Genomic DNA, 13,706 nt, shown 5'->3' on the forward strand with positions numbered 1-13,706 from the left:
GAGAGATGGCCTTTCCGGCCCCCGTTCCGGAGGGGCCGTCTCGCGTTCGGGTCCGCGCTGCGGCGGTCGGCTCTCCGGATGCCGGTCACCGTGATCGCTGAGCGGGCGGCCTCGGGGGCCGGGCGCGTTCACGACCGGGTCACGGGTCGGCGAGGCCGAAGAGCGCTTCCGCATTGGCGTGCGTGATCTTCCGCCGGTCCCCGGGGTCGGGGAGCTCGTTCAGCAAGCCGCCGACGGCCGTGGCGTCGACCCGGTGGAAGGGGTAGTCGCCGGAGAACAGGATGCGGTCGGTGCTGGTGTAGTCCAGCGCGTGGCGCAGCAGCCGCGGCGCCAGCATGCCGCTGGTCGCGATGTGGATGTTGGTCCGGAAGTAGTCGGCGACGCGCCGTTCGAGGTGGGTCGCGACGTTCGACAGGCCGTCGACGCGGTCCAGCGCGAACAGCAGCATCTCGCCCCAGTGCCCCAGCACGACCTGCAGGTCGGGGTGGCGGTCGAACGTGCCGCGCACGATGAGGCGCAGCACCGCGAGACCCGCCTCGACGTGCCATCCCCAGCCGAAGGTGGCCAGCGCGAGGCCGGTCATCGGGTCGAATCCGCCGAAGGACGCCTCCCGGACCGCGTCCGGCGGGATCTGGGGATGCAGGAAGATCGGCTTGCCCGCTTTCGCGGCGGTCGCGAGCAGGTCGTCGTTGGCGGGGTCGTCCAGCGGTCGTTCGCCGCTGCGGCCGTAAGACATGATCCCGACGTGCGCGGGGTCGCCCGCGATCCGCTCCAGTTCGGCGACGGCCGCCTCCGGGTCGGACATCGGCAACGTCGTCATCGCCCGCAACCGAGCCGGATGGCGCCTGACGGCCTCGCTGACCTGGTCGTTCGCGTCCCGGCTGAGCTCGATCGCCTCGCGAGCCGGGAGACCGTGCGTCCCGGGCGGGGCGATCGAGAGGATCTGCACGTCGACGCCCGCCGCGTCCATGGCCTCGATCCGCCGGTCGCCGATGTCGAGCAGGCGCTCGGGGATGTCGCCCCGGTCGTTGAGCACCACGCTCTCGTCCCGCGCACCCGCCGGTCGGGAGCGCAGCGCGCGGTCGATCCCCTCGGTGGTCCAGTGCTCCTCGATCGCGATGAGTCTCAACGCACCCCCCTTTCGCTCATGCAGCGTTGAGCGAGCATAGCAGGTTCGCTCAACGGATGTAGAGTGAAGCGCGTGGACGAACCGAAGACGCGCGCGGCCAAACGCGCCGCCACCGCTCAGCAGATCCTCGAAGCCGCCCAGGACGAGTTCGGCGAACACGGGCTGGAAGGATCGACCGTCCGCGGTATCGCACACCGGGCCGGAGTTGACCCGTCCCTGGTCATCCAGCACTACGGCTCGAAGAACGACCTCTTCGCCATCGCGATCCGGCTCCCCCGCGACAGCACCGGGCACGACGTCGCCGAGCACCTCTTCGACGTCCTCGACGTCCGCCTGGGCGAGCTCCCGGCGGAAACCCGCGCGCTCGTGCGGTCCATGCTCACCGCGCCGGAGGCGACGGCGGCCATGCGGGAGTTCCTCGACGAACGGACCGCGAACCTCGCGCGCGGCGGGGACGACGACGCGGAACTGCGAGCCGCGCTGACCGTCAGCAGCATCCTCGGGCTGACGATCGCGCGGCACTTCCTCAAGCTCGACGCGCTCGCCGAGATCTCCGAGGAGCAGGTCGAGAACACCGTCCGCCCGTGGATCACCGCCGCGCTCGGCGACGACGTCGACCTGTCCCGCTGAACGCCGGTCAGGCCGCCAGGTGTTCGGCGAAGAAGCCTGCCAGCTCCGCCACCGCGGGGGTGACGTGCTCGTCGCGGTCGTAGAGGTCCACGTGGGTGGCGCCCTCGATGACGTGCAGCCGCGCGGGTCCGGTCGCCGCCGCGACCGCCTCCCGGCTGTGGTGCGCGGTCTCGGCCTCCGAACCGGCGATCATCAGCAGCGGGCGGGGCGCGAGCAGCCCGATCATCGCGAAGGAGTCGTGCAGCGCGACCCGGTCGAGGTCGCGCACCAACCGGGTGCCGCCGGCGCGCGGGTGGGCGCCGCGCGCGGTGCGGTAGTACTCCCAGGTCTCCCGGTCCTGGCGGGACGCGGAATCCCGCATCTCGTCCGGGACCCACGGCACTCGCAGCGGCTCCTCGCCCCGCGCCTCGGCGGTGCGCAGCGCCCCGGCCCGGGCGAGCAGGTCGTCGAGCACCGCGGGGTCCTGCTTGCCGTCGATTCCCTCACGGAGGACCTTGCCGAAGTCGCCCGCGCTGACGGTGGCCACGGCCTTGATCCGCCGGTCGGTTTGCGCGGCGTATGGGACGTAGCCGCCGGAGGCGCAGATGCCCAGTGCCCCGATCCGCTCCGGGTCGATCTCCGGGCGGGTGCCGAGGTGGCTCACCGCCGAGCGGATGTCCTCGGCGCGCTGGGCAGGGTCCTCCGTGCCGCGCGGTTCGCCTTCGCTCTCACCCTGGTAGGCGGCGTCGAAGATCAGCACGGCGAACCCTTCGCGGACCAGGCGTTCGCCGTAGATCGTCGGGCTCTGCTCCTTCACCCCGCCGCCGGGATGGGAGATGACGAGGCCCGGGAGCCGTTCGGCGGGGCGGTCGTCCGGGGTGAGCAGGACCCCGGCGAGGGCGAGACCGCTGCTGGGGAAGGTGACCGGTGTCTTCATGCGCTTCTTCCGACGGAGGGCTTCGCGGGCGGCGACTGCCGCCGCGTCGAGGTTCGCCCGGATCGGACGCCGCGAGCAGAGCCGGTCGTGTCCTAGGACAGCGCTGTCCCAGGACCCGCCCGCCGCTCGCTGCAAGACTGGTGGCATGACCGACGCGGCGCACCGCAGCGAACTGGGCGACTTCCTCCGGGCCCGGCGCGGGCAGCTGAGTCCCGCCGCGGTGGGGCTGCCCGGCTCCGGCGGCAGGCGGCGGGTGCGGGGCCTGCGCCGGGAAGAAGTGGCCGCGCTGACCTCGATCAGCACCGACCACTACACCCGCCTGGAGCAGGGCCGCAGGCAGGCTTCGGAACCGGTGCTGGACGCCCTCGCGCGCGTCCTGCGGCTCGGGGACGACGAACGCGCCTACCTGTTCGGGCTGTCCGGCAAGGACGCCGCCCCGCCCGGCCACCGGGTCGTGCAGGAGGCCCGGCCGCAGCTGCGGCGGCTGCTGGACGACCTCACCGGCACGCCGGCCGTGGTCCTGGGCCGCCGCACCGACGTGCTCGCGTGGAACCCGATGGCCGCCGCGCTGTTCCTCGACTTCGCCCGGATTCCGCCGCAGCAGCGGAATTTCGTGCGGCTGGTGTTCACCGATCCGGCCTTCCGGGCGCTGTACCCGGATTGGGAGCACACTGCGCAGGCCTGCGCGGCGCAGCTGCGCATGGAGGCCGCGCTGGATCCGGACGATCCGGCGCTAGCCGAGCTGGTCGGCGAGCTCTCGGCGCTGGATCCGGATTTCCGGCGGTGGTGGGGCGCCCACGAGGTCGCCGTGCGCAGCGAGGGCGCCAAGCGGCTGTGCCACCCGATCGCCGGAGATCTCACGCTCGACTGGTCGACGCTCACCTGCGCCACCGATCCCGGCCAGCAGCTCATCGCGCTCACCGCGGAGCCTGGCACTCCCGGCGACGACGGCCTGCGCCTGCTCGCCGCGCGCGTGCGCGACGAGGCCGAACACTAGGCGCCGCAGGGGTTTCCGGACTCCGAGGCGATCCGGTCCGCGCGCCGTCGATCGTCGTTGACGGGACACCCGAACCCAAGTAACTTGTTGATCAACCAGTAAGTTCCGGAGAACTCCGCTGCCGGTCGTCGTCCTCGCGCCGCGACGACCGGCCGCGGACCCCGCCACGAACTCCCCCGAAGGAAGCCATGATCTCCGACGAGCTCCGCACCCGCCGCCTCGCCATCATCGACGAGCACATGAACACCGAGGTCACCCACGAGTTCGACCTCACCCTGGAGACGTTCCACGGGCACCCGCACTACGAGATCATGCCCACCGGCCAGGTCTTCGACGGCGCGGAAGCGGTCATGGGCTACTACCGCACGACCCGCGAGGCGTTCCCCGACCAGCGCCACGACAACGTCCGCACGCACGTCTCCGACGAGACGATCATCGTCGAGTTCGACCTGCTCGGCACCAACCTCGGCGAGTTCTACGGCATGCCGCCCACCGGGAAGTCCTTCCGAGTTCCGGTGATCGCCGTGTTCTTCTTCGAGGAGGACCGGATCGTCAACGAACGCGTCTACTTCGACAGCGCGAGCCTGGTGAACCAGATCGGCCGCGGCGAACTGCTCGCCCTGGTCGGCCAGGAACTGTGATCGCGGCGTCGCCCTGACACCACCGAGGAGGAATCCCGTTGAGCCGCCACGAATCCCGCCGCTCCCAGGAGGAACGGCGCGACGAGGCCGAACGCCGCCTGCTCGACGCCGCGGCGGAACTGATCGGCGAGGTCGGGCCGTCGAAGGTGACGCTGGCGGCCATCGGTCAGCGGGCCGGCTACAGCCGGGGCCTGGCGACGCACCACTTCGGTTCGAAACCGGCGCTGATGCGGCGGCTCGTCGACTCGGTGACCGACCGGTTCCGGGAAGTGCTGCGCCCGGACGAGCTCCCCGCGAGCCCGCTCGACGCGGCACTGAGCCTGGTCGGCACCTACTTCGACGTCGTGGCCGACCTGCCCGCGACGCACCGGGCGCGACTGGTGCTGTGGGCCGACGCGGTGGCCACCGACTCCCCCGACGCGCGTTCCGCGATGACCACGGCCGACCGCGTGTTCCGCGAGGAGATCACGGCGGTGCTGGAACGCGGCAGGAGCACCGGCGAGGTCCCGGACTCGGTGCACCCCGACGGCCTCGCGACGGTGCTCATCGGGATGCTGCGCGGCGTCGCCCTGGAATCGATGATCGACGACACCGTGGACCTCGGCGCGTGCCGCGCGGAGGTCGAACGGCTGCTCACCGCGCGGCTGGCGACCGATGCGCCCTGAGCGGAACGCCCTCCGCAACCCCGCCCGTCGACCTAGGGTTTCGTTGACAGCCACCGGAAAACGACCGCGCCGGAGCGCGGCCGAGCACGGGAAGAGGCCCTCGTGAAGGTGCACCACCTCAACTGCGGCACCATGCGCTCGCTGGTCGCACCGCTGATCTGCCACGTGCTGCTGATCGAGACCGACGGCGGGCTGGCGCTCGTCGACACCGGGTTCGGCTTGCGCGACATCGCCGCGCCGGCGCAGCGCCTCGGGATGATCCGCCACCTGAACCGACCGGTCCTGGACTCCGAGGAAACAGCGGCCCACCAGGTCGAACGGCTCGGATTCCGCCGCGACGACGTCCGTCACATCGTGCTCACGCACTTCGACTCCGACCACATCGGCGGCCTGTCCGACTTCCCGGACGCCCAGGTGCACCTCACCTCCGCCGAGGCGGCGGGGGCGCTGAGCCCGTCGTCCGGGCAGGAACGGTCCCGGTACCGGCCGGTGCAGTGGGCGCACCACCCGAACCTCGTCGAGCACGGCGCCGACGGCGAAACGTGGCGAGGTTTCGCGGCGGCGGAGGAGCTCACCGGCATCGCCCCCGGCATCGTGCTCATCCCGCTGCCCGGCCACACCCGAGGGCACGCGGCCGTCGCGGTGGACGCCGGCGAGCACTGGGTGCTGCACGCCGGTGACGCGTTCTTCCACCGCAACACGCTCGACGGCGGCTCGGTGCCCGCGGCGCTGCGGGTGCAGGAGGCCGCCATCGCCCACGACCGGGCTCGGGTCCGCGACAACCACGCCCGCCTCGCGGAGCTGCACCAGCGGGGCGACCCGGACCTGGCGATCATCTGCGCCCACGACCCGGTGCTGTTCGAGCAGATGCGGGGCTGACCTCCCGCCCGGAGGTCACCGGTCGACGATGTGGCACAGGTAGGCGTCCGGGTTGGCGAGGTAGCGGGCCCAGTGGTCGACCTGGTCCAGGTCCGACCACGTCGTGCGCCGCAGCCCGTGCTCACCCACTTCGAGGACGTCCGCGCCCGGCACTCCGGCGAGGATCGGTGAGTGGGTGGCGCAGATGACCTGCGCGCCGGATTCCCCGATCTCGTGCAGCAGCGCCACCAACCGCAGGCACGCGCTGAACGACAGGCCCGCTTCCGGCTCGTCGAGCACGTAGAAACCCCGCGCCCCCAGCATCTGGTGGAAGACGGCGAGGAACCCTTCGCCGTGGCTCATCCGGACGGTGTCGGCGTCCCAGTAACCGGGGGCGCCCGCGAGGTTGCGGATCATCTCGAACGCGGTCTCCGCGCGCAGGAAGAAGCCCCGCTTCCCGGTTCGCGACCCGGCGCGCATCTTGGCTCCGGCGGAGGTCGTCTCCAGTTCGAGCACTTCGCCGAGCGGCGTCTTGGGCCGGCTGCTCGCGTACTTGCGGCCCGCCTTGCCGCCGTGGGAGTCGAGCCCGAAGCCTTCGGCGATGGCCTCGACCAGCGTCGACTTCCCCGACCCGTTCTCGCCGACCAGCATCGTCACCGGCTTGGTGAACGTGACCCCGTTCTCCGCGACGTCCCGCACGCAGGGAACGGAGAACGGCCACGACCGCCACGACTCGGGGTGGTGGGCCTCCCGGACCCGCGCCCGCCGAACGAACACCGCACCTCCCGAAGGTCGCCGCACACCTGTTCGATCCAGGATGCCACAGCGCGCTAGGACACCGGTTGGGTACCGAGGACCGCCAGCAGTTCGAGCCGGTCGGCGTCCTCCGTGCCGGGCTCAGCCGTGTAGATCATGATGCGCAGGTCGGCTCCCGCGACGCTGAGCACGTCGCAGTCCAGCGTGATCGGCCCGACGCGCGGGTGGTCGACGGTCTTGCGCGAGGCGTCGTGCTCGGCGACGGCACCGGAATCCCAGAGCTCGGCGAACCGGTCGCTGCGCCGGCGCAGCTCCCCGATCAGGGTGCGCAACCGCGGATCCGCCGGGTACCTGCCCGCCGTCGCGTGCAGGTCGGCGACCAGCGCGGCCTCGAACTCGCGGCGACCCCGCGGGGTGTGGCGGACCCGGCCGCCGGGGCCGACCAGGTTGCGCCACACCGCGTTGCGCTCGTGGCCGCGCCACCCCGACGGATCGCCCATCAACGCCGCGTACAGCGGATTCGCCAGCAGCATCGTCCACGCGGCGTCGAACACCGCGACCGGCGTTCCCGCCAGCCTGTCGAGCATCCGCTGCACGTTCGGCGTGATCCGGGCGGGAACCACATCGCGTCCCGGCGGCGCGAGACCGGCGACGCGGAACAGGTGCTCGCGCTCGTGCCCGGACAGCCGCAGCGCCCGCCCCAGCGCCTCCACGACCTGCCCCGACGGGTTCCGCGCCCGCCCCTGTTCGAGGCGGGTCACGTAGTCCACCGAGATCCCGGCCAGCAACGCCAGCTCTTCGCGGCGCAGTCCCGCGGCCCGCCGCGGACCACCGGCGGGCAACCCCGCCGACTCCGGGCTCACCCGATCCCGCCAGCGCCGCACCGTTCGTCCGAAGTCCTCCGTCGCCATGCCCCCACTGTGCGCCGGTCCGCTGCCGACGACCTGGCACTGGTGGTCCCAGGAAGACCGGACTCCTGGCTGGCCCCGGTGGCCGGACCGAACCTGGGGGCATGACGACGACACTCATCACCGGGGCGAACAAGGGCCTCGGTCACGAAACCGCACGCCGGCTCGTCGAAGCGGGCCACACCGTGTACGCGGCCGCGCGCGATCCGGAACGCGGGCGAGCGGCCGCCGAGCGGATCGGAGCACGACCCCTCGTGCTGGACGTCACCGACGACGCGTCCGTCTCGGCCGCCGCGAAGACCGTCGAAGCCGACGGCGGACTCGACGTGCTCATCAACAACGCGGGCATCGAAGACGCCCCCACCCCCACCGCCGAGGTCACGGCCGATCTGATGCGGCGGTTGTTCGAGACGAACGTGTTCGGCATCGTGCGCGTCAGCCACGCGTTCCTGCCGCTGCTGCACCGGTCCGCCGATCCGGTCGTGGTGAACGTGAGCAGCGGACTCGCCTCGAAAACCCTCGTCAGCGCTGCGGGCACGCCCATGCACGGCTATCCCGGACTCGCCTACCCCGCGTCGAAATCCGCGGTCAACATGATCACCGTGCAGTACGCCAAGGCGTTCCCGCACATGCGGGTCAACAGCGTCGAACCGGGCTTCACCGCGACCGACCTGAACGACCACCGCGGGACCCAGAGCGTCCAGGAGGGCGCGGAGATCATCGTGCGGATGGCGCGCATCGGCCAGGACGGCCCCACCGGCGGCTACTTCGACGTGCACGGCTCGCTGCCCTGGTGACGTGAGCCGACGTCCGGGGCCGGCTGGACGTCTCGGGCTCCGATCCGTGCGGTCGCCCCGAACGCGGCCCACCCGGCGCGCACCGGGTGGGCCGCGTTCCACCCCGCTGCCCGACCCGGCCGGTGGCGGACCGCGCTCGGCGCGAACGTGAGCAGCCGCCGCACGGAAGCGCCGCCGGACGAGTTCCGCGCGGACGTGACGCGGCCGTTCGCGCGGCTGGAGCCGACGCTCCTCAGTTGTCGCGACGCGGCGGCCCGGCGGCCCGAAAAGCGAGTAGCGCGCGACGCGAACAATTACTCATAATTGGGCCATGACCTGCTTGTACGAAGGTCATCGGCGCCTCGAAGAGCCTTCCTGGTCGTGTCCCGCTCCGTGTGGTCGATGTGCACCCGCCAGGCGCCGAGACCCGCCATCTCCCCGCTCGACTGCGGCGTCGCATCGGAATCCGCACTCGACCAAGGTGAAGCACCCATGCAGCACACGATCCTCGACCGCGTGGAACGGGTCGCCGACGACGTCGTCTCCCTCGTACTGCGCGGCGCGGACGGCCCGCTCGCCCCGTGGACGCCGGGCGCGCACGTCGACCTGCCGCTGCCGAACCGGCTGACCCGGCAGTACTCGCTGTGCGGCGACCCGGCCGATCGAGAGCGCTACCGCGTCGCGGTGCGGCTCGACCGGCTCAGCCGGGGCGGTTCGGAGTACGTGCACCTGTTCCTGCGCGAAGGCCGGAAGCTCGACGTGTCGTTGCCGCGCAACAACTTCCCACTCGTCGACGCCCCCGAGTACCTGTTCGTCGCGGGCGGGATCGGCATCACTCCGATACGCCCGATGCTGCGCGCCGCAGCCGGAGCGGGAGCGGTGTTCACGGCGGTGTACGCGGGAAGATCCGCCGCGAGCATGCCGTTCGCCGCCGAGCTCCGCTCGGAGCACGGCGACCGGGTCCGGCTGGTCGACACCGGGACGCAGACCAGGCCGGACTTCGCGGCACTCGCCGCCGGGCTGAGCCCGGACGCGCTGGTCTACTGCTGCGGACCGGCACCGATGCTCGACGCCGCGGCGACCGCGTTCCCCGCCGAACGCCTGCACGTCGAACGATTCCGCCCCGCTGCCAAGGAATTCACGCCGAACACGGCGTTCGAGGTGCACTGCGTCCGATCAGGACGAACGGTCCGGGTCCCACCGGAGGAGTCCATGCTGGACGCGCTCACCCACGCCGGGAGCCGGGTTCCCTCCGGCTGCCGCGAAGGGGTCTGCGGCAGCTGCGAGATCACCGTCCTGGCCGGAGAACCCGAGCACCGCGACGACATCGGCGCCCCGGCGGGCCGGGTGTACTCCTGCGTCTCCCGCGCCACCTCCCCCAGCCTCACCGTGGACCTGTGACCCGAGGACGAACGACGATGCTCCCGAAACTGCGCGCGCCCGAGACCCGCCGGATGATCACCCTGGAGGTGCTCGCGAACACCCGCGCGACACCGAACTTCACCACCGTCACCCTCGGCGGCCCCGACATCGCGCACCTGGAGAACGCGGGGCACGACCAGGCGGTCCGCCTGTTCTTCCCTCGCGACGGGCAGGACGGGCTCCGGATGCCGGCGTCCTCCGGCAACGCGTGGATGGCGGAACTGCTCCTGCTGCCGAAATCCCGCCGCCCGTGGGTGCGCAACTACACCGTCCGCCGGATCCGCCCGGAGCTCGGCGAGCTGGACGTCGAATTCGCGCTGCACGGCGACGCGCCGGCCTCCGACTGGGCCCGGCGGGCCCGCCCCGGAGATCCGGCGGGGATCTTCGACATGGGCATCACCTACCTGCCACCGGCCGACGCCGCCTGGCAACTGCTCGTCGGCGACGAGAGCGCGGTGCCCGCGATCCTGGCGATCCTGGAGCACGCCCCGGAATCACTGGTCGCGGACGTGTTCTTGGAAGTCCCGGAAAGCGGGGACGTCCGCCGCGACATCATCGCGCCGGAAGGCGTCCACGTGCGATGGCTCTCCCGCGACGGCAGCGGCGACCGCCCCGGAACGCTCGCGCTCGCGGCGGCGAAGCGGGCCCCGCTGCGACCGGGCCGCTCCTACACCTGGACCGCGGGCGAGGCCAAGCTGCCCACCGGCCTGCGCCGCCACCTCGTGCAGGAGCACGGCGTGCCGAAGTCCGACATCGCGTTCTTCGGCTACTGGCGCCACGGCCGCTCCAGCCCCGGCTGACCCCGACACGTCGCACGCGGCCGGACCGCCTCTTCACCTCAACGCGCGAACCACGGCCCGCACCTGGACGCACGAGCGGGACCGGCCGAGCGGTGCGGGGGAGGGTGGGCACCGCTCGGCCGGAACCGACGTCCGCCGGGGCATCCGGACGCCGGTCTGGGTGCCTCGCCGGGGCGCTCGCGGTCCGGGGTCACGAGCGCCTCCGGCGAGGCGCGGCTCACCGCTGGTCGGGGCACGGCGGTGAGCCGCGGTTCAGGGGACCTCCCGCCGTCACGCAGCGTTCGAGGGGCACCGCTGCTCGCGCGATGCGCGAAACGAACGACGTTCGGCGAGGACGGCCAAGGCGGTGCGGAACACGGCGATGCGCACCGGCTCCGGATCCACCCCGCCGCCCACGACCACGGCGACGCACGAACCGCACACTTCCCGCCCGTCGCTCGGCAACGGCACGTCGAGAATCCGCCGCATCCGCCCACTGATCGGATGTCCGCACGCTCCGACGATCACCGACCCGGCCGCGTCCCGCGCGACCACGTGCCAAGTCCCGCACCATTCGGAGGTCATCCAGGCCCGGCGTTGAACCGAATCCGAACTCATGGACCAGGCTCCACGCGCGGCACCGAACCGACCCCGACCACGGCGGGACCTGCGGAGTTCTCCTCTCCCAGAGCCAAAATCCGCGAGCAGGCCATGCACGGCATGCCCGTTACGCCGTCGAGGACCTCGGCCTCATCGACCCCGAGCACCGCCTCGCACAGCGCGCGGTACTCCCCCAGAACCGGCCCGGTCGCCACGTGCACCACCCGCCGCGTCTCCCCCACGACTCCACCCCGAAACCGAACCCGCACCGGCCCGCTCACGGCTCGGTCACGCTGACCGAGGTGCGGAAGAAACCGACTACGTGGTTCGCTTCGCGGATCGGCTGCCGAACGGTCATCTCCCCTAGCCGACACCTTCATGGACATGGCCTCCTTTTCGTACGAATCGGTTCCTCGCGTCCGCACGGTTCCGACTCGTCATGCCGGACCCTCGACGGCCGAAAAGCTCGCCGTGCCCACAGCATTCAGCGCGCTCGTCCTCCCCGGAACGGCCTGGAGACGTACCCGGCACGCACTTATGGCGTACGCGATCGCCGATGACTGGATTTCACGGGGAGTCATCGTGGACCATCAGACTGTGACCATTACTCGTTGGACCGGGCTCGAAGCGAAGTTGCTCCGCCAGTCCTTGCGGCTCACCGTCACCGACTTCGCCGCCCTGCTCGGGGTGAACCCGAGAACAGTCAACAAATGGGAAGCACGCTGCACCCGGATCACCCCGCTTCCGGAGATGCAATCGGCGCTCGACACCGCTCTGCGCCACGCTGAGGCTGATGTGGCCGACCGGTTCCGCGAACTTCGCGACCGAGAGGGCCCACATCAGGCACCCGAACCTGAGGCCGAACAGGTGCATCCACCGGAGGTCGAGCTTGCTCAACTCGGCGAGTTCATCGGCGAGGACATGGCTTCACGCCGAACATTCCTGAACCTGACGCTCTTGACCGGAGCAGCACTCGTGATCCCGGTTCGCCAATGGGCGGCTTCCACCCCGCTCACTTCCTTGGCACCGGGAAAGGTTGGGGCCGAGGAGATCGATGGGTTGGAACGCGCCGTCGAGCTCTTTCGTCACTGGGACGCGTCCGGCCACGGCGGTCTCCACCGAAAAGCCGTGGTGGGACAACTGCACGGCGTCATCGACGCGATTCAGCACCGGCGTCCGGCTTCCGAGCGTCGACGTCTCTTCACCATCGCCGCCGAGCTCTCCCAGCTCGTCGGCTGGATGACCTACGACGCAAGCCTGCCCGCCAACGCACAGCGCTACTTCCTCTTCGCACTTCGCGCGTGTGAGCAGGCCACCGACGTGGAGCTCGGGGCGAAGATCGTGGGTGACATGGCGCAACTGTCCAAGAGCCTCGGCAACTACGACGACAGCCTCGGCTTGGTGAGAACTGCGTTGGCAACCCTCCCCCGGACCGCCAACCCCCTCGTTCGGGCTGAACTGCTTGGGCACGAGGCGTGCACCTACGCCAGATTCGGTTCTGAGGACGCGACCAGCACTCGACGATCCGTCGATGCTGCGATGGATGCGTTCGACCAAGTGGCACAAGGCGACCACCGATCTTGGAATCGATACATGGATCGAGCCGAACTCGACAGTCTCGCCGCTTCCGCCTACATCCAGCTCGCGCTTGGAGAAGAGCGTTCCACGTCTTCTGCCACCGAGGCCGAGCACCACGCGGTCAACGCCGCCCGCGCTCGTCCAGCGCACCGGGTGCGCAGCCGCCTGTTCGATGATGTGCGCTTAAGCAAAGTGCGCTTGGCCCAACGCGAGGTCGAGGAATCCACCGAGCTCGCCGATCGAGCCCTGACCCGAGCCATGGCGATCAGCTCCCCGCAAGCGATTCACCGCCTGCGAGTTCACAGCCAGACCCTCACTGCCGGTTACGGTGATCTGGCCGTAGTGCGAGCGTTTTCGGCTCGCTTGAGCGAACACCTGCACCAGAGCGAACAGAAGGTGAGCGACGTCCATGCCTGAACCCGCGATCACGATCCAGCACGTGCCGGCCGAGCAGGCGGGAGCTCTCGCCGGAGAGCTCGGCGAGGCTTATCGCGACGCTTTCTCCGAAGCTCCGTACCACTACGGCGACGAGCACGTGGACTTGTTCCTGAAGCGGTTCGCCGTTCAGCACCTGCGCGCGGGCGCTTCGCTCGTCGTGGCCCGCGCCGGAACGGGCGAGATGGCCGGGTTCGGATTCGGCTTCACCATGCCGACCGGCGCTCCGTGGTGGAGCGACCTGACCGGTGAGCTGGACCCGTCGATCACTGATGAACCGGAGGGACGCACCTTCGCTCTGACCGAACTCCTCGTGCGGCGACCGTGGCGGGGTCGGCACACCGCCACCCGGCTCCACGACCAGCTTCTCAACGGTCGACACGAGCAACGCGCGACCCTGACCGTGCGGCCCGCCGCCACCGCGGCTCAGCACGCCTACGCCAGCTGGGGTTGGCGCAAGGTGGCTCAGAAGCACAACCCGCAGCCCGGCTCCCCTCTGGTCGACATCCTCCTCAAAGACCTCCGACCCTGAGCACGCCTTCACACCCTCACGCTTTCGTGAACCAGCGCGGGAAACACCCACGGTGGGCCGACCCGTCCGACGATCGGCGGAGTG

16 protein-coding genes are annotated in these 13,706 nt (G+C 71.0%); 10 read left to right on the forward strand and 6 right to left on the reverse strand.

Annotation, left to right across the window (positions count from 1 at the left end; genetic code table 11):
• Window positions 1-139: 139 nt before the first annotated feature.
• Window positions 140-1,129: an amidohydrolase family protein gene (locus BJ969_RS19350; RefSeq protein WP_184480684.1), complete on the reverse strand. Its 990-nt coding sequence runs from the start codon at window positions 1,127-1,129 to the stop codon at window positions 140-142.
• A 72-nt stretch (window positions 1,130-1,201) separates the two neighbouring features.
• Here BJ969_RS19350 and BJ969_RS19355 point away from each other — a divergent pair, with 72 nt between their 5' ends.
• Entirely contained in the window at window positions 1,202-1,759 is a 558-nt protein-coding gene (locus tag BJ969_RS19355) for a TetR/AcrR family transcriptional regulator (protein ID WP_184480686.1), read from the forward strand.
• Window positions 1,760-1,766: 7 nt separating this feature from the next.
• Here BJ969_RS19355 and BJ969_RS19360 read toward each other — a convergent pair whose 3' ends face one another.
• Window positions 1,767-2,675 (reverse strand): alpha/beta hydrolase, encoded by a 909-nt coding sequence (locus BJ969_RS19360; protein ID WP_184480688.1) that lies wholly within the window; start codon window positions 2,673-2,675, stop codon window positions 1,767-1,769.
• Window positions 2,676-2,820: 145 nt separating this feature from the next.
• Here BJ969_RS19360 and BJ969_RS19365 point away from each other — a divergent pair, with 145 nt between their 5' ends.
• The 4 genes from BJ969_RS19365 (at window position 2,821) to BJ969_RS19380 (ending at window position 5,857) form a co-directional block, all read left to right on the forward strand.
• Window positions 2,821-3,672: an MmyB family transcriptional regulator gene (locus BJ969_RS19365; RefSeq protein ID WP_184480689.1), complete on the forward strand. Its 852-nt coding sequence runs from the start codon at window positions 2,821-2,823 to the stop codon at window positions 3,670-3,672.
• A gap of 188 nt (window positions 3,673-3,860) precedes the next feature.
• Window positions 3,861-4,313, forward strand: a complete 453-nt coding sequence (locus BJ969_RS19370) for an ester cyclase (protein ID WP_184480691.1) — start codon at window positions 3,861-3,863, stop codon at window positions 4,311-4,313.
• A gap of 38 nt (window positions 4,314-4,351) precedes the next feature.
• On the forward strand, window positions 4,352-4,978 hold the full coding sequence (locus BJ969_RS19375; protein ID WP_184480693.1) for a TetR/AcrR family transcriptional regulator: 627 nt from the start codon (window positions 4,352-4,354) through the stop codon (window positions 4,976-4,978).
• A 102-nt stretch (window positions 4,979-5,080) separates the two neighbouring features.
• Window positions 5,081-5,857 carry an MBL fold metallo-hydrolase gene (locus BJ969_RS19380; RefSeq protein ID WP_184480695.1) on the forward strand — a complete coding sequence of 259 codons (777 nt, stop codon included), beginning with the start codon at window positions 5,081-5,083 and terminating at the stop codon, window positions 5,855-5,857.
• A gap of 15 nt (window positions 5,858-5,872) precedes the next feature.
• On the opposite strand, the gene BJ969_RS30640 is transcribed toward BJ969_RS19380, so the two are convergent.
• The gene (locus BJ969_RS30640; protein ID WP_184480697.1) at window positions 5,873-6,613 is read right to left on the reverse strand and encodes an AAA family ATPase; all 741 of its coding nucleotides are present in this window, start codon (window positions 6,611-6,613) and stop codon (window positions 5,873-5,875) included.
• Between the two features lie 53 nt (window positions 6,614-6,666).
• Entirely contained in the window at window positions 6,667-7,503 is an 837-nt protein-coding gene (locus BJ969_RS19390; RefSeq protein ID WP_184480699.1) for a helix-turn-helix transcriptional regulator, read from the reverse strand.
• A gap of 101 nt (window positions 7,504-7,604) precedes the next feature.
• On the opposite strand from BJ969_RS19390, the gene BJ969_RS19395 reads away from it, so the two are divergent.
• The 3 genes from BJ969_RS19395 to BJ969_RS19405 all read left to right on the forward strand — a co-directional run bounded on the left by BJ969_RS19395 (window position 7,605) and on the right by BJ969_RS19405 (window position 10,498).
• Window positions 7,605-8,297, forward strand: coding sequence for an SDR family NAD(P)-dependent oxidoreductase (locus BJ969_RS19395; protein ID WP_184480701.1), 693 nt, complete (start codon window positions 7,605-7,607; stop codon window positions 8,295-8,297).
• A 471-nt stretch (window positions 8,298-8,768) separates the two neighbouring features.
• Window positions 8,769-9,677, forward strand: coding sequence for a PDR/VanB family oxidoreductase (locus BJ969_RS19400; RefSeq protein ID WP_184480703.1), 909 nt, complete (start codon window positions 8,769-8,771; stop codon window positions 9,675-9,677).
• A gap of 17 nt (window positions 9,678-9,694) precedes the next feature.
• A complete protein-coding gene (locus tag BJ969_RS19405) occupies window positions 9,695-10,498 on the forward strand; it encodes a siderophore-interacting protein (protein ID WP_184480705.1) in 804 nt (267 codons plus the stop codon).
• A 270-nt stretch (window positions 10,499-10,768) separates the two neighbouring features.
• Here BJ969_RS19405 and BJ969_RS19410 read toward each other — a convergent pair whose 3' ends face one another.
• Both BJ969_RS19410 and BJ969_RS19415 read right to left on the reverse strand, forming a co-directional pair.
• Window positions 10,769-11,062, reverse strand: coding sequence for a hypothetical protein (locus BJ969_RS19410; RefSeq protein ID WP_221315879.1), 294 nt, complete (start codon window positions 11,060-11,062; stop codon window positions 10,769-10,771).
• Between the two features lie 29 nt (window positions 11,063-11,091).
• Window positions 11,092-11,319, reverse strand: coding sequence for a hypothetical protein (locus tag BJ969_RS19415; protein ID WP_184486161.1), 228 nt, complete (start codon window positions 11,317-11,319; stop codon window positions 11,092-11,094).
• 340 nt (window positions 11,320-11,659) lie between these two features.
• On the opposite strand from BJ969_RS19415, the gene BJ969_RS19420 reads away from it, so the two are divergent.
• Both BJ969_RS19420 and BJ969_RS19425 read left to right on the forward strand, forming a co-directional pair.
• Window positions 11,660-13,072, forward strand: a complete 1,413-nt coding sequence (locus BJ969_RS19420; RefSeq protein WP_184480709.1) for a helix-turn-helix domain-containing protein — start codon at window positions 11,660-11,662, stop codon at window positions 13,070-13,072.
• Window positions 13,065-13,622: a GNAT family N-acetyltransferase gene (locus BJ969_RS19425; protein ID WP_184480711.1), complete on the forward strand. Its 558-nt coding sequence runs from the start codon at window positions 13,065-13,067 to the stop codon at window positions 13,620-13,622. Before BJ969_RS19420 ends, BJ969_RS19425 begins: the two co-directional genes overlap by 8 nt.
• Window positions 13,623-13,706: the final 84 nt, after the last annotated feature.

This window comes from Saccharopolyspora gloriosae, assembly GCF_014203325.1.
Taxonomy (GTDB): domain Bacteria; phylum Actinomycetota; class Actinomycetes; order Mycobacteriales; family Pseudonocardiaceae; genus Saccharopolyspora_C; species Saccharopolyspora_C gloriosae.

What these genes read in the sequence shown, in the direction of transcription:
- BJ969_RS19410 (WP_221315879.1), bottom strand. Translation starts at nt 11,062, where the DNA reads ATGACCTCCGAATGGTGCGGGACTTGGCACGTGGTCGCGCGGGACGCG.
- BJ969_RS19395 (WP_184480701.1), top strand. Translation starts at nt 7,605, where the DNA reads ATGACGACGACACTCATCACCGGGGCGAACAAGGGCCTCGGTCACGAA.
- BJ969_RS19365 (WP_184480689.1), top strand. Translation starts at nt 2,821, where the DNA reads ATGACCGACGCGGCGCACCGCAGCGAACTGGGCGACTTCCTCCGGGCC.
- BJ969_RS19400 (WP_184480703.1), top strand. Translation starts at nt 8,769, where the DNA reads ATGCAGCACACGATCCTCGACCGCGTGGAACGGGTCGCCGACGACGTC.
- BJ969_RS19425 (WP_184480711.1), top strand. Translation starts at nt 13,065, where the DNA reads ATGCCTGAACCCGCGATCACGATCCAGCACGTGCCGGCCGAGCAGGCG.
- BJ969_RS19390 (WP_184480699.1), bottom strand. Translation starts at nt 7,503, where the DNA reads ATGGCGACGGAGGACTTCGGACGAACGGTGCGGCGCTGGCGGGATCGG.
- BJ969_RS19360 (WP_184480688.1), bottom strand. Translation starts at nt 2,675, where the DNA reads ATGAAGACACCGGTCACCTTCCCCAGCAGCGGTCTCGCCCTCGCCGGG.
- BJ969_RS19370 (WP_184480691.1), top strand. Translation starts at nt 3,861, where the DNA reads ATGATCTCCGACGAGCTCCGCACCCGCCGCCTCGCCATCATCGACGAG.
- BJ969_RS19405 (WP_184480705.1), top strand. Translation starts at nt 9,695, where the DNA reads ATGCTCCCGAAACTGCGCGCGCCCGAGACCCGCCGGATGATCACCCTG.